This window comes from Streptomyces sp. SAT1, assembly GCF_001654495.1.
GTDB classification, from domain to species: domain Bacteria; phylum Actinomycetota; class Actinomycetes; order Streptomycetales; family Streptomycetaceae; genus Streptomyces; species Streptomyces andamanensis.
The window spans coordinates 7,207,903-7,227,854 of the sequence record NZ_CP015849.1; the positions used below are offsets into that span (position 1 = coordinate 7,207,903).

Annotated in this window: 11 protein-coding genes; 8 read left to right on the forward strand and 3 right to left on the reverse strand. The window is 72.7% G+C overall.

Features of this window, described 5'->3' with window-relative positions:
- Positions 1-177: 177 nt before the first annotated feature.
- Both A8713_RS30705 and A8713_RS30710 read right to left on the reverse strand, forming a co-directional pair.
- On the reverse strand, positions 178-1,131 hold the full coding sequence (locus A8713_RS30705) for a YsnF/AvaK domain-containing protein (RefSeq protein WP_064536980.1): 954 nt from the start codon (positions 1,129-1,131) through the stop codon (positions 178-180).
- Positions 1,132-1,487: 356 nt separating this feature from the next.
- On the reverse strand, positions 1,488-2,804 hold the full coding sequence (locus A8713_RS30710) for a sugar porter family MFS transporter (protein WP_064536981.1): 1,317 nt from the start codon (positions 2,802-2,804) through the stop codon (positions 1,488-1,490).
- Between the two features lie 731 nt (positions 2,805-3,535).
- On the opposite strand from A8713_RS30710, the gene A8713_RS30715 reads away from it, so the two are divergent.
- Together A8713_RS30715 and A8713_RS30720 are read left to right on the forward strand one after the other, a co-directional pair.
- Positions 3,536-7,771 (forward strand): Pls/PosA family non-ribosomal peptide synthetase, encoded by a 4,236-nt coding sequence (locus A8713_RS30715; protein WP_079159202.1) that lies wholly within the window; start codon positions 3,536-3,538, stop codon positions 7,769-7,771.
- Positions 7,768-8,556 (forward strand): BPL-N domain-containing protein, encoded by a 789-nt coding sequence (locus A8713_RS30720; protein ID WP_237305499.1) that lies wholly within the window; start codon positions 7,768-7,770, stop codon positions 8,554-8,556. Before A8713_RS30715 ends, A8713_RS30720 begins: the two co-directional genes overlap by 4 nt.
- Positions 8,557-8,636: 80 nt before the next feature.
- On the opposite strand, the gene A8713_RS30725 is transcribed toward A8713_RS30720, so the two are convergent.
- A complete protein-coding gene (locus A8713_RS30725; RefSeq protein ID WP_064536982.1) occupies positions 8,637-8,861 on the reverse strand; it encodes a hypothetical protein in 225 nt (74 codons plus the stop codon).
- 161 nt (positions 8,862-9,022) lie between these two features.
- Between A8713_RS30725 and A8713_RS30730 the strand changes: the two genes are divergently transcribed.
- The 6 genes from A8713_RS30730 to A8713_RS30755 all read left to right on the forward strand — a co-directional run bounded on the left by A8713_RS30730 (position 9,023) and on the right by A8713_RS30755 (position 19,785).
- On the forward strand, positions 9,023-9,700 hold the full coding sequence (locus A8713_RS30730; protein ID WP_064536983.1) for a response regulator transcription factor: 678 nt from the start codon (positions 9,023-9,025) through the stop codon (positions 9,698-9,700).
- Positions 9,701-9,703: 3 nt separating this feature from the next.
- Positions 9,704-11,080 carry a sensor histidine kinase gene (locus tag A8713_RS30735; protein ID WP_064536984.1) on the forward strand — a complete coding sequence of 459 codons (1,377 nt, stop codon included), beginning with the start codon at positions 9,704-9,706 and terminating at the stop codon, positions 11,078-11,080.
- A gap of 710 nt (positions 11,081-11,790) precedes the next feature.
- Positions 11,791-15,720, forward strand: a complete 3,930-nt coding sequence (locus tag A8713_RS30740; RefSeq protein WP_064536985.1) for a Pls/PosA family non-ribosomal peptide synthetase — start codon at positions 11,791-11,793, stop codon at positions 15,718-15,720.
- Complete coding sequence (locus A8713_RS30745) at positions 15,717-17,138, forward strand: M1 family metallopeptidase (RefSeq protein WP_064536986.1); 1,422 nt, start codon at positions 15,717-15,719, stop codon at positions 17,136-17,138. The genes A8713_RS30740 and A8713_RS30745 overlap by 4 nt, the downstream gene beginning before the upstream one ends.
- Positions 17,139-17,467: 329 nt before the next feature.
- Entirely contained in the window at positions 17,468-17,809 is a 342-nt protein-coding gene (locus A8713_RS30750; protein WP_064536987.1) for a hypothetical protein, read from the forward strand.
- Between the two features lie 779 nt (positions 17,810-18,588).
- Entirely contained in the window at positions 18,589-19,785 is a 1,197-nt protein-coding gene (locus A8713_RS30755; protein WP_064536988.1) for an outer membrane protein assembly factor BamB family protein, read from the forward strand.
- The last annotated feature ends 167 nt before the right edge of the window (positions 19,786-19,952 follow it).

The following is a 19,952-nucleotide window of genomic DNA, read 5'->3' on the forward strand; positions in this document are numbered from 1 at the left end:
CTGGGATGACGGCCTCAAGGCCGCCGCGGTGCTGCAGGACGGTCGGTCGGGTCGTACGCGCGGACCTGGTCGGCCAGGACACCACCGAGCGAGAGGCGGGGCAACGACCCAACGGGCTGCCGGGGCGAGACGACGCCCCGGCAGCCCGCGCTCCGTTTGCCGCGACTTCCGCGCCGCCTACCGTTCGCGCTCCTGACGGCGGTCGGGACCAAGGGGTTCGTCCGCTTCCTCGCCGCCCTCGATGCGCTCCTTGCGGACCTGGCCTCGGACCCGCTCCTCGCGCGTGTGCTCCTCGGTGGTCAGCCTGACTCGTTCCACCGGCACGGCCTCGGTCTGCGACACCGGCCGCTCCTCGTGCAGGACCACCTCATGCTCGGCCTCGGTGATGTCGGGCCCAGACATGGCGGCCTCACGGTTGGCGTCCGTGATCGGCTCGCGTTCGACCCGTACCTCCTCACGGCGGACCGGGACGATCTGCTCCACGTCCTCGGTGACGACGTACTTGCGCAGCCGGGCACGGCCCGCCTCCTGGCGCTCCACCCCCACGCGCATCTGCTCCTCCGAGCGCGTCATGGCGTCATCGCGGGCCGCCGCAGGCCGCTCACCGGCACCAGCCCGGGCGCCCGCCCCGGCCGCGGTGTCCGCCGTGCCACGGTCCGCGGTGCGCTCGGCGGTATCGGCGTCGGCGGGACTACGCCCGGGGCCGCCGCGGCCCGCCCGGCCGGCCGCACCTGCGAGTCCCGCTGTTCCGGCCGCACCGGCCGTTCGGCCCCTGTCGCCACGGCTGCCAGCGCCGTCGTGCGGGCCTTCGCCCCAGTTCAGGCCGTAGTAGTCGTACAGCTGATGCTCCTCCGGCTCGGAGAGATGGCCACCGGAGTCGATGTCGATGTGCGGCGCGCCCTTGATCTTGTCCTTGCGGTACGGCACCTTGAGGTGATCGTCCACCACCACGGCCTCCCGGGTCGGCACGAACGACTCATGGGTGCCGAACAGGCCCGTCTTCACCGTCACCCACTCCGGTAGACCGGTCACATCGTCCAGGTAGACGTGCTTGGCATCGCCGATCTTGTGACCCTCGCCATCATGAACTGCGTGGTCCAGGACACTCGGGATCTGCTGTTTGGTGATCACGTTCGTCGCCTTTCTTCCTGAGTCCTTGCACGAGTGCACCGGCCCGAAAGGGGCGAAACGGTCCTTTAGGGAATGAACCTGTCTGTTGATGCTGCAAACGTCAGCTCCTGCTCTCGGCCCTCTCGTGCGAGGCGGCCGAGTTCGCGCTCGCAGCCGCCCTGGTGCCCCGACGGCACCTACGACTGCACCCTTGACCACGACACCCTGCGCCTGTCGATCTGCTGTCCCATCCAGCAGGCGCCGGCCGACCGACCGCATCAACCCGACAGGCCGGTTCCGGCGCCCCCGGCATCGGCCGACGGCCGCATCCAGCTCCCTGGCCACCGGCTGCGACAGCGGCTCCCCTACGGCGCGTTTCACTTCAGCGGGCTGGTCACGGGTGTGGTGTCTTCCTGCACGTCCTCCAGTGAGCGCCCCTTCGTCTCATCGACGAAGAAGAACACGAGCAGCCACGAGAGGAGAGCCATGAACGCGTAGACCCCGTAGCTTCCCGCCAGGGAGAGGTCGCGCAGGCTCGGGAACGTGAAGTTGAGCAGGACGCCGGCGAGCCAGTTGGCGGCGGCGCACGCCGACAGCGCAAGGCCGCGTATGCGGTTGGGGAACATCTCGCCGAGAAGGACCCAGACGGCCGGGCCCCAGGAGACGGCGAAGGCCACGACGAACAGGTTCGCGCCGACAAGAGTGACCGGCCCCCAGATCCCGGACAGCGCGGGCTCACCGTCCGCGGCGGCGGTGGCGGTGGAAAAGCCCACCGCCACCGTGACGAGACTCAGGAACATGCCCGTCGATCCGGCGAGCAGCAGCGGGCGGCGGCCCACCCTGTCGATGAGCAGAATCGCGACGACCGTCGCGGCCACGTTCACGAAGGAACTCAGCACCGACAGCGTGAACGCCGCCGACTCGCCGAAGCCGACCGACTGCCACAGCGACGTGGAGTAGTAGAAGATGACGTCGACGCCGACCAGGGCCTGAAGGGCCGCGAGCCCGATCCCCGCCCAGACGACAGGGAGGAGGACGCGCCGCCGGTCGAGGAGGTCCTGGAAGCGGGCGGAGCGGTCGGTCCGCAGCGTCGCGGTCATGCGGTCGGTCAGCGTGGCGGCTTCTTCGGCCGTGATGTCCTGGAGCCTCTGCAGCACGTCGCGCGCTTCGGCGGCTCGCCCGCGCGCGACGAGGAACCGCGGCGATTCGGGGACCGTGAGCGCGATGACCAGGTAGACGAGGGCCGGCACGATGCTCACGATGAACATCCACCGCCACGCGGGGAGCCCGAGGAACGCCCGCGCGTCCGCGCCTTCGAGCGCGAGCGCGATCGAGCTGTCGGAGAGGAGAGCGGCGAAGATGCCGAGGACGATGGCCATCTGCTGGAGCGACGCGAGGCGGCCGCGCACGTTCGCCGGAGCGATCTCCGAGATGTAGAGCGGTCCGATCACCGTCGCGAATCCGACGCCGTAGCCGGTGAGCAGGCGCCAGATCGCGAGATCCCAGAGGCCCTGGGCGAGGCCGCAGCCGATCGCGGCGACGAGGAAGACGGCACCGGCGACCGCCATGGTGCGGGGCCGCCCGATGCGGTCGGCGAGCCAGCCGGCGGTGAAGGAGCCGAGTGTGGCGCCCAGCAGGGTGACGGCGACGATAGTGCCGAGGCCAATGGAGCGCTTCGTGTGCTTGCTTCCCACCTGGTGCTACTTCCTCTGGAACCTCAGGTCCCAGTCTCCAGGTGTCCACGATCAGGGGGAAGCTTCACTGCTGGCACACCCCGGTTCTTTGGCCACCCAGCAAGAAGCTGACGTCCCGAACCTATCCGTCAGCAGGGTTGAGCGGCTGATCGCTCCGTACCGCATCGTTCGAGGCATCAGGGACCCTCCACCGTCAGGCCCCGAGCACCCCCAGCGCTACGAGACCCGCCCGCCACGGCATCCGGCCGCAGAGCCTGCAAGGGCGGCGGCGTGCGGCGCACAAGGGGCCGCCGGTCGCCAGTACGTTGACCAGCCGCCCCCTCAGTCAACGGGCACGAAGGCGTCTTCCCGGGACACCGCGACCGATGACACGGTGATCGTCCACCACCACCTCCGACCGCTTTGTTCGCTGCCCGCCTCCGCAATGCCTCGTCACACCTGTGTGGCCGGATTCCACCGCCGGTATCGGCCTGAAGATCATCAGGGGCGCTGCGGGGACGGCCCGTCGCCGGACCGGTCGTGGTGCGCACCCGGGTGCGCCGGTGCTGGCTATGGAGGGTCCGGCGCGGACGGCCGGCCACCCGCACTCGCCCGCGCCCTGCCCCGCTTCCGCACAGGCGCACCCGCTTCTCAGCGTCTTCTCAGCAAGCTCCGCCCACGCTGGAGGAGTCGCAGGAAGCCCGCCCAGGGGCGGCCGAGCAGTACGTCCCGAACAGAGGGAAAGGAAGCCCATGGCTCCCCGTACCACCACCACGCCCGTCGTTCCGGCCCCCGGCCCCGGCGTCCCGGACATCGCGAGCCCCGGAGGCATCACCGGCGGACTGAACCGCTTCTTCGAGGCCGCACGCGACCGCACCCCGGCGGCCCTCGCCCTCGTATGCGGGACGCGGCGGCTGTCCTATGCCGACCTCGACGCCCGAGCCGACCGGGCGGCCCACTACCTGCGCACCGCCGGGATCGGTCCGGGAAGCCGCGCCGCCATCCTGCTGCCCCGCTCCGTGGACCTGTACGTGTGGCTGCTGGGTGTGTGCAAGACGGGCGCGGCGTTCGTGCCGATCGACCCGGCGGCGCCGCCCGACCGGGTCTCCTTCATCCTGAACGACGTGGACGCCGCCGTACTGCTGACCACGTCCGCCCTCGCGGCCCGCACAGCCCGCGGAGCGACAGGTGGGGCGTGCCGGGTCGTCCGCACCGACACCTGCGCCGCGGAACTCGCCACGCTGCCGGCCGTCCGCCGGCCGGCCGACGAGGACCCGAGCGGTACGGGCGACCCCCTCGCCTACATCATGTACACCTCGGGATCGAGCGGGAGGCCCAAGGGCGTGGAGATCGCCCGGTCGAGCATCTGCAACTTCCTGCGCGTCGTCGCCCCTGTCTACGGTGTCCGGCCCCAGGACCGTGTGTACCAGGGCATGACCCTTTCCTTCGACTTCTGCCTGGAGGAGATCTGGCCCACCTGGACGGCAGGCGCCGCGCTCGTCGCCGGGCCGACGGGAGCGGGCCACCTCGGCGCCGAACTCGCCGACTTCCTGGAGGAGCGCGAGGTGACCGTCCTGTACTGCGTGCCGACGCTGCTGGAGACCATCCCGCGTGACCTGCCGCGGGTTCGTACCCTCGTCGTGGGCGGCGAAGCCTGCCCCGCCTCACTCGTCCGGCGCTGGAGCCGCCCCGGTCGGCGTGTCCTCAACACCTACGGGCCGACCGAGGCCACCGTCACGGCGACCTGGCAGGAACTGCTCCCGGGCCGGCCGGTGACCATCGGCCGGCCCCTGCCGACGTACCGCGCCGTCCTCCTCGACGAGCGGGGGCGCCGAGTGCCGCATGGCGCGGTCGGCGAGATCTGCCTCGGCGGTCCCGGTCTGGCCCGCGGCTACGTGGGCCGCCCCGATCTCACCGCCGACCGCTTCATCGAGCATTCCCCCGCGGCTCACGGCGGCCGGCTCTACCGGACCGGAGACCTCGGCAGGGCGACCGACGAGGACGAGATCGAATACCTCGGCCGGGCGGACGCGGAGGTGAAGATACGAGGTTACCGGGTGTCCCTGGACGAGATCGACAACCTACTGCTGGAGGACCCCGCCGTGGCCCAGGCCGCCACCGCCCTCACCACCCCGCCCGACGATCGGCAAGCGGGCGATGACGAGGACGGGGGCGATGACCGCGACCGCTTCCTCGCCGCGTACGTGGTGCGTGCCGATGACGGTCCCGGCGCATCGCGGCCGACCTCGGGCACCCCGCCCGCACCGGGTGCCGACGGCACAGCCGCGAACCACTCCGAGGACGACGACACCCTCACCGCCCGGCTGCACGAGCGACTGCGTCGCTCGCTACCCGCCTACATGGTGCCCGTGACACTGGACTTCCTCGACCGCCTGCCGGTCATGCCGAGCGGCAAGACCGACCGCGCGCGGCTGCCCGCGCCGACCGGCCGCCGGTTCGCCGCCCGCACGGGCCGTGTGGTACCGGCCAGGGACGAGACGGAACGGCGGGTGCGCGACGCCTGGGCGCGGGTGCTCGGCATCGCTGCTGACCAACTCTCCGCCGACGCGGACTTCTTCACCGGACTCGGCGGTCATTCCCTGCTCGCGGCGCGCGCCGTCTCGCTCCTGCGCGACCACCCCGACGCCGGCGGCGGCCGCGACGGCACAGCCGGTCCCACCCTCCGCGACCTCTACGAGAACCCCACCGTGCGCGCCCTCGCCGCACGTCTGCGCACCCGCGCCGCCACGGACGGCGGCCGTCGGCCCGCGGCGCCGCGTTCCGCACCCCTGCGGCACAGCGGTGCCAGGATCGCGCGCGCCGGACTGGTCCAGGCCGTGGCCTTCTACGGGCTGCTGCTCCTGCTCACCGGGCCGGTGGCGCTCTCCTACGCCCTGCGTCACGGGCAGACCTCGGCCGCGGGAGCCGTCGCGCCGACGATCGCCGTACTGGCCGGCTACCTGGCCGTACGCTGGCTCCTCCCGGTCGTCCTCGCCCGGCCGCTGGCGGCGGGCATCCGTCCAGGCCGCTACCCGCTGTGGGGGGCCACCTGCCTGCGGCTGTGGGCGCTGGACGTGCTGGTCCTCGGGATCAGCCCGCTGCGGGTGCTCAGCGGATCCGCGTTGATGGGCCCCTACCTGAGGCTCCTCGGCGCACGTATCGGTCCCCGCACCACCATCGCCACCAGCCTCGTCGGCCTGCCCGCACTGCTGCGCGTCGAGCACGACGCCGCGATCGGCTACGGCGCGACGCTGCGGCCGTGGCAGGTCGCCGACGGCCGCGTCACCGTGGCCCCGATCACCGTCGGCGCGGGCGCGTACGTCGGTGCCAACGCCGTCCTCGAACCCGGAGCCCGCCTCGGTCCCGGGGCCGCGCTCGGCGAGCAGTCCGTGACGGGCCCGCACGACCCGCTCCCCGCCGGCGCGCGCCGCGCCGGATCACCCGCCCGCCCCGTCACGGCGCTCTCGCCGCCCGTCGAGACGATGCTGCGCACCCGCTTCGGCACGGACGGCACGCACACCGCGCCTGGTGCTGACACCCGTGAACCGGACCGCTGGCGGCTCGGGCACGTGGCCGCCGCCCTGCTCGGACTGGCCCTGCTGGAGACCGTCGTGGTCGCCGCCGCTCTGCCGGGCGTCACGCTGTTCTGGTGGGCCTGGCTGCGCGCGGGCACCGCCGGGGCACTGGTGGCCACCGCGGTGTCCGGTCCGCTCTTCGTCATCACGACCTGCCTGGTCGTCGCCCTCGGCAAGCGGCTGATCCTGCCGAGGACACCGCCGGGCATCCACCCGGTGCGGTCGGCGCTCGGCGTGCGCAAGTGGATCGCGGACAAATTGCTCGAACACAGCCTGCTCCTCACCAACTCGCTGTACGCCACGCTCTACACGGTGCCGTGGCTGCGGCTGCTCGGTGCCCGGGCCGGCCGTGGCGCCGAGGTCTCCACGGCGTCACACATCGATCCGGACCTGCTCACCCTCGGCGACGGCGCCTTCGTCGCCGACATGGCCGGCATCGGCGTCGCCACCTTCGCCGCCGACCGTGTGGCGTTCGCCCCCACCGAGGTCGGCGGGCGCGCGTTCGTGGGCAACGCGGCCCTCGTGCCCGCCGGAACCCGGCTCGGTCCGGGCAGCCTCGTCGGCGTCGGCACGGTGCCGGCCGACGAGCGGGTCCCGGCGGACAGCACCTGGCTCGGCTCGCCCGCGCTGCGGCTGCCGGTACGCCAGGACAGCGGGACGTACCCCGAGAAGCTGACGTTCCGGCCCACCCGCAAGGCCGCGCTCGTCCGTCTGGTGATCGAGTTCTTCCGGGCCACCGTGCCCGCCTCGGTACTCGCCACCAGTGCCTTCCTGTACCTGCTCGCCCTGACCTGGACGGCCCGCGGCACCGGGCTCGCAGTGCCGCTGCTCGTCTCCCCGCTGCTCGCCGCGGGCTCGGCGCTGGCCGTCCTGGGGTTCTGCGTCCTGGCCAAGTGGGTCGTCGCCGGCCGGTACCGGCCGCGAGTGGAGCCCCTGTGGAGCCTGTTCGTGCGGCGTACGGAGTTCGTCACCGGCCTGTTCGAAGCGGCGGCGGTCCCGGCGGGCGTCGGCACACTGGTGGGGACGCCGTTCCTGCCGCCGGTGCTGCGCGCACTCGGCGCCCGCATCGGCCGGCGCACCTGGATCGGCACCACCTTCCTGACCGAGTTCGACCTGGTCGAGGTGGGGGACGACGCCGCCGTCGGAATGAACGTCTCCCTCCAGACACATCTGTTCGAAGACCGGGTGATGAAGATGTCCACGGTGTGCGTCGGCCCCGGCGCGAGTGTCGGCACCCGCACGATCGTGCTCTACGACACGGTCGTGGGCGCCGACACCCGGCTCGGCGCACTCTCGCTGGTGATGAAGGGCGAGCGGCTCGCACCGGGAACGTCCTGGCGCGGGCTTCCCGCGGAAGCGGGCGCGGAGGAAGCCGCGGACACACGCGGCGGAGGTCACGGAGGACGCGGATGACGACGCGCGGAATCCGGGCCCACCGCCCGCCGAACGGCAGGCGCGCCCCGGAGCCGATGCGCGCCGACGAGGCCGAGCCCACCACGACACACCGCCTCGGTACCGCCCCCCGCACCGCTTCCCCCGACCGTCGCCTTGCCCTCGTCTACCGCGGCCCGGCCGCCCTACTGCCCGGATGCTCCGAGACGGTGGCCGAGATGCTCGACGCCGGACCGTGGGACCTGGACGTCCGGTTCACCGGTCCCGACGAGACGCTCCCGCTCTCGGCGGAGTCCCTGTCGCAGGCCTTGCTGTACGCCCAGCCCGGCGGCGGTGAACTCGCGTCCGCCTACCGGAGACTGCGCCGGCACCGCCGCGACCTGCGCACCTTCGTCCGGGGCGGCGGCCGCTACCTGGGGTTCTGCCTCGGCGGCTACCTCGCAGGGGCCACACCGGGCTTCGGCCTGCTGCCCGGGGACACCGACCGGTACATCTCCTCACCGGGCGCGACCGTCCGCCACGACAGGGACGCCCTGGTCCGGGTGACCTGGCGGGGCCGTCCCCGCACCCTCTACTTCCAGGACGGCCCCCTGTTCGCCCTCGACGAGCACGCCGACGCCACCGTCCTCGCCGCCTACGACAACGGCGCCCCGGCCGCCCTCGTGACCAGGTTCGGAGCGGGCCGCGTGGCGGTCACCGGCCCCCACCCGGAGGCCACGGACGACTGGTATCTCGACCACGATCTGCCGGTCCAGCACACCCGGGACCTGGCCGTCGACCTGGTGGACTCGGCGCTGCGCGAGTGACCCGCACACACAAGGACCGGCCCGCGCCACGAGGGCGCGGACCGGCGCACATGTCCAGCGGCTCCCGCCAGCCGCCCCCGTCAGCCGAACGGCCGCTCGGCGACGCGGGCGGCGCGTACCCGGCACTCCCGCTCGTCGGGGTCCGGCTCCCGGCGTTCCACGGTGCGCCGAATGCCCGCCGCACGGCCGGGCGCGCCACGCTCACCCGCCGCCGCGGGCCGCACGCGCTCCCGTGGCGGCCCGCTTGTGCCGGGGCTTCGGTCGGGGCCCTCGCGGTCCGCCAGGTCCCGTGTCGTCTCCGTCATGATCTCGACCTCGCCTTTCCGTTCTCACGGCCCGGTCCTTCCTGACATTCCCATCCTCCGGCCGGGGCGCTGAGAAGAGGCTGAGAGCGCACCCGTTCCTCAGTGTCCTCTCAGGAAACAACCGCCGCGGTCCGGCGTTATCGTGGAGCGGAGAGGCCGCCATGCGGATGCTGATCATCGAGGACGAGCGCGCGCTCGCCGGGGCCATCGCCGAAGGGCTCGCCGCGGAGGGCTTCGTCGCGGACGTCGCGTACGACGGGATCAACGGTCTGTGGCGGGCACAGTACGAACGGTACGACGTCATCGTCCTGGACATCATGCTGCCCTCGCTGTCGGGATACGACGTGCTGAAGCGCCTGCGGTCGGCCAGGATATGGACTCCGGTGCTGGTGCTCACCGCGAAGGACGGGGAATACGATGAGGCGGACGCCCTCGACCTCGGCGCCGACGACTACCTCAGCAAGCCGTTCTCCTACGTGGTGCTCGTCGCCCACCTCAGAGCCCTGCTGCGCCGAGGAGCGCCGGCCCGGCCCGCCGTGCTCACCGTCGACGACCTCGCCCTCGATCCCGCCCGCCGCCGCTGCCGCCGCGGTCACCGGGACATCGACCTGACGGCACGGGAGTTCACGCTCCTGGAATATCTCGTCAGACACAAGGACGAGGTCATCAGCAAGACGGACATCCTCTCCCACGTGTGGGAGGAGCACTTCGACGGCGACACCAACATCGTGGAGGTGTATGTCGGCTACCTCCGGCGCAAGATCGACGTTCCGTTCGACCGCCGGACCATCGAGACCGTCCGCGGCGCCGGCTACCGGCTGCGCGGCGGCGCGAGGTGAGAGGTGGCCCCCGGCGTCCGGTCCTGGTGGGCCCGCCGTTCGCTGCGGCTGCGCCTGACCGCCGCCGCGGCCGTGGGCATCGCCGCCGGACTGGCCTCGGCCGCCGTGCTGCTCGTCGCCTGGCTCCACGCCAGCCTGATCGGCGGTCTCGACCAGACCGCCCTCGAACGCGCGCAATTGGTGGCCTCCGACCAGGCCGGCGACCGCATCACCGCAGAGTTGCCGGTGACCGACCACGGGGAGGTCGCCGTCCAGGTCGTCGACGGCAAGGGGGCCGTACGCTCCAGCTCGCCCAACCTGCGGGGGCGGCCACGGGCGTTCACCTTCCCCGCGAGCCGGTCCGACACCCCACACGCCCACACCGTCCACGACATCCCCGTGGGCGAGGGCGGCGCCTGGCGCGCCGTCGGCGTCCCCGCGGGCACGCGGCACACCCCCCTCACCGTGTACGTGGCCGTGCCCACCGAGGGCGTGGACCACAGTCTCGGCCGGCTTGCCGCAGGCCTGGCCACCGGTGTGCCCGCGGTCGTCGCGCTGCTCACCGGTGTGGTGTGGCTGCTCACCGGGCGCGCGCTGCGGCCGGTGGACGCCATGCGCGCCCAGACCGCCGAGATCAGCGCCTCGGACCTGAGCCGCCGCGTCGACGTACCGTCCGCAGGTGACGCGCTCGGCCGGCTCGCGGCGACCTTCAACGACCTGCTCGCTCGCCTCGACGCCGCGACCCGGCGCCAGCGCCGGTTCGTCGCGGACGCGGCCCATGAACTGCGCAGCCCCCTCACCACTCTGCGCACCCGCCTGGAGATCGCCGCCCGCCATCCCGGCTCGACCGACGCGCAGAACCTCGCGCGCGGCCTGCTGCACGAGACCGAACGGCTCAGTCGGCTCGTGGACGACCTGCTCGGGCTCGCGCAACTGGACGCCCGCCCCCGGCTGCGGGCCCGGCCCGTCGATCTCGACGAGATCGTCTTCACCGAGGTGCGCGACGCCCGTCGGCGCACCCGGCTCCTGGTCGACCAGCACGCCGTCGGCGCGGCACGGGTGACGGGCGACGCGGACGCCCTCTCCCGTGTCGTACGCAACCTGCTGGACAACGCGCTGCGGCACGCCGCCACACGTGTCGACGTCAGCCTGCGCACAGGCGACGGAACCGCGCGGCTGATCGTCGCCGACGACGGCCCCGGCATCCCCGAAGCCGACCGAGAACGTGTCTTCGGACGCTTCACCCGCCTCGACGACGCCCGCGCCCGGGACACCGGCGGCAGCGGCCTCGGCCTCGCCATCGTCCGTGACGCCGTCACGGCCCACCACGGCAGCACCCGCGTCGAGGACAACGGGCCCGGCGCCCGGCTGGTCGTCCTGCTGCCGACGGAGCCCCCGTGAAGCGAGGGCCCTGTTCGGAGGGTAGGGACGGCTGCGTGTCGGCTGCCGGCCCCCTGCCCGGAGCGGGAGGCAGGGACGGGCTCCCACCGCCCGCGGCATACCGGTCCATGTCGCCCAGCCCATCGGCACCGGCCCCGGGGGATGAACACCACGCCGACCGGCCGGGCCACCGGAAACCTCCTGTTCAGCCGACGTGCCGCTGCGGACGGCACCGGCCTGTGGCTGACCGGGGTCTGGATCCGTCGCGCGCATTCCCCGGGTACGGCTGCGGGCCCGCGTACACCCGTGAGGGCGGCGTGGAGAGATGCCAGGCGCACGGCCTCGCGTGGCATCTGCGCGGACTGCGGGCCATGCCTGGAACGGCGACCGCGCCTCATGACGCGTGCACGGGGTGCGGTGCCGGGACCGCACCGCAACGGTATTCCTTACCTGAACAGAACTGTTTCCGCCCCTTTTTCTCGCCGCTTTCTTTCCGGGTCACCGAAACCCCTCTTCGTGATTTCCGTGCAGTCGAACACGGAAGAACGAATCATCTACGGTTCCTCAATTCCTTCCCATGGGCCGGTGCGGAATGACTTGCCGTTCATTGGTGCACCACCTGGTGTCTCGCGGCATCTGAAGGGCTGACAAGGGCATTACGCCCACCCGGCACCACGGACAGAGGCACCACATTGTCTTCGCCTGTATTCGAGCCGCTCGGCCGACCGCACATGTCGTCCGGTGACCGGGCTCTCTTCCGCACCGCGGACGCGCCGTCCCCCCGCACGCTGATCGACGTCCTGCACACCACCGCCCGCGCCCATCCGCAGGCGCCCGCCCTGGACACCGGCGGCGAAACACTCTCCTACGGCGACCTGTGCGCCGAGGTCCGCGACCGCGCCCGGCGCCTGGCCCGCCGGGGCATCGGACCCGGCGACAGAGTGGGCGTCCGGCTGCCGTCGGGCACGGCGGAGCTGTACCTGTCGATCCTGGCGGTGCTGAGCTGCGGCGCGGCCTATGTACCGGTCGACGCCGACGATCCCGACGAGCGGGCCGCCACCGTCTTCCGCGAGGCGGGGGTGTGCGCCGTCCTGGCCGCCGGCCCGCAGCCGGCCGGCCTGCCGTCGCCCACCGGCGCGGCGGCGGGCGAGCTGCGCGCGCCCGCGCTTGAGGACGACGCGTGGATCATCTTCACCTCCGGCTCGACCGGCGCGCCCAAAGGGGTCGCCGTCACCCACCGGTCCGCCGCCGCCTTCGTGGACGCCGAGGCGGACCTGTTCCTCCGGGAACGTCCGCTGGGGCCGGGCGACCGCGTCCTGGCGGGGCTGTCGGTCGCCTTCGACGCCTCCTGCGAGGAGATGTGGCTGGCCTGGCGCTCCGGCGCCTGCCTCGTACCCGCCGAACGCGCCCTGGTGCGCGCGGGCCACGAGTTGGGCCCCTGGCTCGACGCACGGGGCATCACCGCCGTTTCCACCGTGCCGACGCTGCTGGCCATGTGGCCCGAACAGGCGCTGCGGCGCGTCCGGTTGCTGATCCTGGGCGGTGAGGCGTGCCCGCCCGGCCTCGTCGACCGGTTCGCCGCGCCGGACCGGGAGATGTGGAACACGTACGGCCCCACCGAGACCACCGTCGTGGCCTGCGCCGCACTCCTCGCCCCACGCCGCACCGTACGGATCGGACTGCCACTGCGGGGCTGGCGGCTGGCCGTCGTCGACGCGGCCGGCGAACCGGTCGCGTACGGGCAGGAGGGCGAACTCGTCATCGCGGGCGCGGGCACAGGGCGCTACCTCGACCCGGTCAAGGACGCCGAACGGTTCCGGCCCTGTCCCGCCCTGGGCGCACCGCGTGCCTACCACTCGGGCGACCTCGTGCGTGCCGACCCCGAAGGTCTGGTGTTCGTCGGACGCGCCGACGACCAGGTCAAACTCGGCGGACGCCGGGTCGAACTGGGGGAGATCGACGCGGCCCTGCTCGCCCTGCCCGCGGTAGGGGCGGCGGCAGCGGCCGTCAGGACGACCGCGGGCGGTACGGACCTGCTCGTCGGCTACGTCGTCCCCGCACCGCCCACCGGGGGAGGGCCGATCTTCGACGCGGCCGGGGCCAGGGCACTGCTGGCGGAGCGGCTGCCCGCAGCGCTCGTACCGGTGCTGGCAGAGGTGGCCGACCTGCCCGTGCGTCCCTCCGGGAAGATCGACCGCTCGGCCCTGCCCTGGCCCGTGCCCCTCGACGGGGACGAGTGCGGGACCGGCGGCCCGGAGCACGATCTGCACGGGACGGCCGCACGGCTGGCCGACCTCTGGGAGCAACTGCTCGGCCGGCGGCCCGGCCCGGACAGCGACTTCACGGCCCTGGGCGGGACCAGCCTCACGGCGGCCCGGATGACATCGATGCTCAGGGAGCGGCACCCGGGCCTCTCCGTCGCCGACGTCTACCGGCACCCCGTGCTCCGGCACCTGGCCGACCACCTCGACTCCCTGGCCACCACCACGGCCGCCGTACGGTCCGCCCGCCCGGTCCCGCGGCGTACCTCGGTGATCCAGTTCTGCGTCCAGACGGCCGCCTACGGTGTCGCCGGACTACGCGTGCTGGTCGGACTGGCTGCGGCCGACGACGTCCTCGGCTGGTTCGCCCCGCACGAGTGGACACCGCACACGTCGTGGTGGCTGGTCCTCCTCGGCTGGCTGGTGCTGTTCAGCGCACCGGCGCGCTGCCTGATCGGAGCGGCCCTCGCCCGCACGCTGACCCGCTCGGTCACCATCGGCGCCCACCCGCGCGGCGGAACCGTCCATCTGCGGCTGTGGAGCGCCGAGCGGGCCGTGGCCGTCTTCGGTGTGCCGTCTCTGCTCGGCACACCCTGGGCCGCCCGGTACGCACGGGTCCTGGGCTGCACGACGGGCCGGGACGTCCGGCTGCACGCCATGCCGCCCGTGACCGGCCTGGCCGACCTGGGTGACGGATGCAGCGTCGAGCCAGAGACCGACCTCTCGGGCTGGTGGCTCGACGGTGACACCCTGCACGTCGGACGCGTCAGCGTCGGCGCCGGCGCACGGGTGGGACACCGCAGCATGCTGCTGCCCGGCGCCGCGGTCGGCGACGGCGCCGAACTCACAGCCGGAAGCTGCCTGAACACACATGTCCCCGACGGACAGGTGTGGACCGGTTCCCCCGCCCGGCCCGCCGAGGCGGCCGAGCGTGGGGCGGGCACCGGATGGCCCGCGCCGCCTCAGGGGCGGCGCGGGCGCCGCCACCTCGCCTACGCGCTGACCCTCGCCGGATGGCCCCTGCTGACGCTGGCGGCCTCCGCGCCCGCCCTGTTCGCGGCCTACCTCCTGGTACGTCACACACCGGTCCTGTCCGAGGCTGCACTGCGCCTGCTCGTCGCCGCACCGCTCTTCGCGGTCACCACCACGGTGTGCGGCATGCTGATCACGGCCCTGACCGTGCGCCTGCTGAGCCGCGCCATCACCCCCGGCCTGCACCGGGCGGACGGGGCCGTGGCCTGGCGGGCCTGGCTGGTCACCCGGCTCCTGGACGGTGCCCGGGCCGGTCTGTTCCCCCTCTACGCGAGCCTCGCCACACCGTACTGGCTGCGCCTGCTCGGCGCGCGCGTCGGACGCGGTACCGAGATCTCGACCGTGCTGCCCCTGCCGTCCCTGCTGGACGTGCGGGACGGCGCGTTCCTCGCCGACGACACGCTCGTCGCACCGTACGAACTGCACGGCGGCTGGATGCGGTTGGGACCTGTGCGCATCGGGACGCGCGCGTTCGTCGGCAACTCCGGCATCGTCGGGCCCGGCCGCGAGGTCCCCGACCGCGCGCTGATCGGCGTACTGTCCGACGCACCGGCCCACGGCCGGGCGGGCACGTCGTGGATCGGCCGCCCGGCGATGCCACTGCCCCGGGCCGCCGAACACTCCGATCCGGCACGGACGTTCGCCCCGCCCCGGCGGCTGGTGGCCGCCCGCGCGGCCGTGGAGACCTGCCGCCTGCTGCCGGTCGTCCTCGGCACGCTGCTCGCCGAGTGCGTGCTGCTGGGTGAGCAGGACGCACTGGTCGCGGGCGGACTGCCGTTGGCGGTGCTCGCCGGAGCTCCGCTCCTGCTGGCCGCCGGCCTGGCGGCCTGTCTGCTGACCACCCTCGCCAAGTGGCTGCTCGTGGGCCGGTTCCGGCCCGGTGAACGCCCCCTGTGGTCGTCGTTCGTGTGGCGCAACGAGCTCTTCGACACCTTCGTGGAGGTGCTGGCCGTGCCGTGGGGAGCCGGAGCCCACCTCGGCACCCCCGCGCTCAACTGGTGGCTGCGCAGCCTGGGCGCCCGCGTGGGGCGCGGGGTGTGGTGCGAGACGTACTGGCTGCCCGAGACCGATCTGATCAGCCTCGGCGACGGGGTCAGCGTCAACCGAGGGTGTGTCCTGCAGACCCACCTCTTCCACGACCGGATCATGCGGATGGACACGGTGCGCGTGGCCGACGGAGCGTCCCTCGGCCCGCACAGCATCGCCCTGCCCGGCACCACGATCGGCGCCGGGGCCTCCATCGCCGCGTCCTCGCTCGTGATGCGCGGCGAAACCGTGCCCGGCGGCACCCGATGGGCCGGCAACCCCATCGCCGGCGCGACCCCGCCCCGCGCCGACGGCGTCCTCCCGAAGGAGGAGGCGGCATGACCCGGTGCACCCGGCGTGCCCTGATCCGCGGCGCCGCCCTCGCCCCGCTCGCGGCGACCGCCGCCGACCGCCTCTCGCAGCCCGTCGCCGAACGGTACTTCCCCGGCCACGGATCGTACGGCCACCACACCACCTCCTACGAGCTGCGCCTCACCTACGACCCGGCGGCCGGCCTCCTGGAGGGCCGCGCGCTCATCCGGGCCGTGGCCGCCCGGCCGCTGCGCGAGGTCGAACTCGACCTCGCACGGCTCACGGTGCGCAGCGCCCGCGTGGACGGCATCGGCGTCCGCGCCAGGAAGAAGCGGAACAAGCTGCTCCTGCCCACCCCGCACCTCTTCGCCGCAGGCGCCCCCTTCACCCTGGACATCGCCTACGGCGGCCGGCCCGGCCCCGTACGCAGCCCGTTCGGTGCGATCGGCTGGGACCGCACCGGCGACGCACACGGCGGAACGCTCGTGGCCGCCCAGCCGCTCGGTGCCCCCACCTGGTTCCCCTGCAACGACCGCCCGGACGACAAGGCCGAGTTCGTCTTCCGGATCACCGTGCCCCGGGGCCACCACGCGCTCGCCAACGGCACGCTCGCCGAACACCGTGCGGACGCCGCCGGCGAATGCTGGACGTACCACCACAGCGGCCCCATGGCTCCCTACCTCGCCACCCTCTACACCGGCCGCTTCGCCCACGACACCTGGCGGGCCCGCGACAGCGCGACCGGCCGGACCGTCACCGGACGCGACGCCTACCCCGCCCACCTCTCCCACCACGCCCGCCACGACCTCGCCCGCCAGCCCGCCATGATCGAGGCGTTCACCGGCTGGTTCGGCCCCTACCCCTTCGAGACGTACGGCGCCGTCGTCGTGGACGCCGACCTCGACGAACCCGTGGAGAACCAGACCCTCCCCGTCTTCGGACGCAACCACATCGACGGCGGACGCACCTGGGAGACACTCGTCGCGCACGAGCTGGCACACCAGTGGTACGGCAACAGCCTGAGCCTGCGCGACTGGCGCGACATCTGGCTGAACGAGGGCTTCGCCACCTACTGCGAGTGGCTGTGGTCCGAGCACATCGGCGAGGACCCGGCCGACGCGATCGCCCGGCGCGAGTGGGCCGCACTGCACAGCCGGCCGCAGAACCTCCGGCTCGGCGACCCGGGCCGGGACCGCATCTTCGACGACCGCGTCTACACCCGCGGCGCCTGCACCCTGCACGCCCTGCGTCTGACCATGGGCGACGAGCGCTTCTTCACCCTGCTGCGCACCTGGCACCACGCCCACCGCGGCCGCAGCGCCGACACCCGCGCCTTCATCGCTCACGCCGCCCGCCACGCCCCCCACACCACCGGACCGCTCCTGCACGCCTGGCTCTACGACGAGCCGCTCCCGCCCCTGCCGCGGCCGGGCGCCGGCCGGACCTGAAGACGGCCCAGCACGGACATCACCTTCTGTGGCCGTCGGCTTCGCCCACGACAGCCTGCCCGTCGTGGCCCCGCCGACGGCAGGGGGCTGTTCACCGTGATCAGCCGGCTCCCCGACATCGGCTTCGGGGATCAATCAGGACGTGGTTACAGACCTTGTCGGCTTGATGTCGTAGGGAGCGACGTTTCGTGATCCCCGCGGTATGCCGTCTGCTGCTACCATCGGCGCGGTCCCGGCGGGATCGGCAATCACCGACCTTGGCAGGGCAAGTGGTAGAAGCACCTCGCTCCGTCAGCAGCACGGACGCCCCGCGCGGTCCGCTGATCATCGTGGATGACGACCAGTGGGTGTACGTCTACTCCACCGTGGAAGACCTCGCACACGACGTCGAGCCGGCCTTCGCCGACGACATCGTGGGCGCCTTCGACGGATCAGCACGCCCGCTGCTGATCACGTGGCCCGAGAACTCCGCCCACGTGGTCGTCGCTGACGGGACCTCCCCTCTACAACAACTGCAAGAGCACATGGACTCCTTCTTCCATGCATGGACGACGAACGCTCCTCCGCAGCACGGAGCGACGGCGGAGGAGTACGTCCGGAGTGTGCTTGAGGCATACGCCCTGAGGAACGAGTTGCGTCGCAAGAACAAGCGGCGTCGGAAGGCCGAGTAAGCAGATACACCCCGATAGGTGAAACGGCGGGGCTCCCGGACGCGCGTTTCCGCTCCGGAGAGTCCCGCTTTAGAACTCCTATCGGAATGACTTCAGGCATCGCCAGCAGATGAGTGCGCATCCGAGGGCGAGGAGGACTTTGTGGATGTAAGACGCCGGTCTGGCAGTTCTCGGTCCGGCCGGCGGTTCGGAGTACTGGCGCTGGACTGCGGCTGGTCTCGCCGAGCTTGTCGGCGACGTACTCCTGCAGGTCGTCGCGGACGTCGCCGGCCTCTCACTTCGATCCGGCGAGGAGGTGCTGCAAGCCGTTGGGCGTGGGATGGCCGGCCTGTTCGGCCAGCTGTCAGCTGTTCTTGCGGGTCACCGGGGCGCAGTTCGCGTACGCAGTCACGTATGCGCCAGCGGAGCTCGACTCGGCCGAAGCGATGCCCGACGCCAGGAAGATCATCCAGTTCGAGGTCCCATTGCGTGGTGTGGCGGCATACTCTCTGATCACCCACGGAGGCTGCTCCGCAGCTGTCACTACCTGCGGCGTTGTCGCACGATCGAGGGGCGGTCCCAGGGGGGCCGCCCCCGCACGGTCGGTGTCCTGCTGCAATCCAGCCGCGCAGCAAACCCGCAGTACCGAACTGGCCATCATTCCATGGATGTGAACGTCCAGTGGGGGTAGTAGGGCGCGTGGTCGTCCGTCCGGGTGACTTCCGTACAGGGGGTATCTCTTGAAAGCAACAACACGCCGCATACGCACGAGAGTCGGCGTCGTCTGCGTTGCCGCCGTCATGCTGCTGACCGTCACGGGCTCGCCCCGTGCGGCCACGGTCGTGCCGGGCCGGACCGCCATCGCGGCGGAGCTGGCCGACGCCACGCTCGGCTACCGCGCCGACAGCCACGCGGACGGCTTCGTCGCGGGCGCGACGGCGGCACCGCCCTACCGCACACTGTGGTCACGGGATTTCGGGACGGTCGTGTCGGCGCCGGTCGCGGTCGGCGACCGCGTGTACGCCGTCGTCAACGCGGACGACGGCACCAGCGGCGGCCCGCGCATGATGCTCGTCGGCCTCGACGCCGCCACTGGCAGGGACCTGTGGCCGGCGGTCTCCCTCACACAGAACGAACCGCAGGCCGGGGTGTCCTACGGCGGCGGCCTGCTCTACACCGAGACGGCACGTGGCACGATCGCCGCCTGGGACCCCGCCACCGGACACCGCGAGTGGTCCCTGACGCTGGACTCGGCCTCCATGCAGTACCCGCCCGTCTGGTACGACGGCCTGCTCTACCTCCAGGACGGCCGCGGCACCGCCCTGGCGCTGCGCGCCGACACCGGGGCCAGGGTGTGGACGGCACCGCTCGCCGAGTACTCCTGGGCGCCGACCGTCGTCGACTCCACCGGCGTGTGGATCGGCTTCGACGGCATCGCCTGGAACCACCTCGACCTCAAGGCCGGCGCGCAACTGCACCACTTCCAGGTGCCCGACCGTTCGGGCGCCTACGGCAACCCGGTGGCCCTCGGCGCCGGAGCCGCCTGGATGCGCAGCAGCTCCGGCGACAACGACGAGACGGTCACCGCCTACGACCAGAAGACAGGCGCGGCCGTACGGACACTGCCGGCCGACGCGACCCCGGTGTTCGGTCCGGGCCGCGTCTACGTCGCCCACCGCGGCGAGGTGCGCGCGCTCGACACCAGTACGTACCGAACGGCCTGGACCTACACCAGCAGTGTGCGGGCGGCCACCGTGCGGCTGGTCGCGGGCGGTTACGTGTATGTGGAGGACGGCGACGGACGCCTCGTCGTGCTCGACGAGCGGACCGGCTCCGTGGTGTGGACGTACCGGCGTTACCCGGAGCCGCCGCCCATGTCGCCGAACCCGGCCGAGGAGGACTCGCGCGGCTTCGTCGTCCCCGGCATCGCCACGTCCGGGTCCCGCCTCTTCGTTCCGGCCGCGGAGGGCGCACTGGTCGCCTTCGGCAAGGCGTAGGACCGACCGCGGCCCGGCACGGTGCACGTGGGCGCCGTGCCGGGCCGGGCCGCGGTCGCACCCCAGCCGGAGCGGGAGACCGCGCCGCGAAGGCCGGGGCGCGTGAGATGTCCCGGGTGATGTCGCCGCGCGTCCGGCCGGATGGAAGGTCTTGGCGCGCATGAGCG

Bases quoted from the DNA above. Each gene is read 5' to 3' on its own strand.
- A8713_RS30715 (WP_079159202.1), top strand. From the start codon at position 3,536: ATGGCTCCCCGTACCACCACCACGCCCGTCGTTCCGGCCCCCGGCCCC.
- A8713_RS30720 (WP_237305499.1), top strand. From the start codon at position 7,768: ATGACGACGCGCGGAATCCGGGCCCACCGCCCGCCGAACGGCAGGCGC.
- A8713_RS30725 (WP_064536982.1), bottom strand. From the start codon at position 8,861: ATGACGGAGACGACACGGGACCTGGCGGACCGCGAGGGCCCCGACCGA.
- A8713_RS30730 (WP_064536983.1), top strand. From the start codon at position 9,023: ATGCGGATGCTGATCATCGAGGACGAGCGCGCGCTCGCCGGGGCCATC.
- A8713_RS30740 (WP_064536985.1), top strand. From the start codon at position 11,791: ATGTCGTCCGGTGACCGGGCTCTCTTCCGCACCGCGGACGCGCCGTCC.
- A8713_RS30745 (WP_064536986.1), top strand. From the start codon at position 15,717: ATGACCCGGTGCACCCGGCGTGCCCTGATCCGCGGCGCCGCCCTCGCC.
- A8713_RS30755 (WP_064536988.1), top strand. From the start codon at position 18,589: ATGCTGCTGACCGTCACGGGCTCGCCCCGTGCGGCCACGGTCGTGCCG.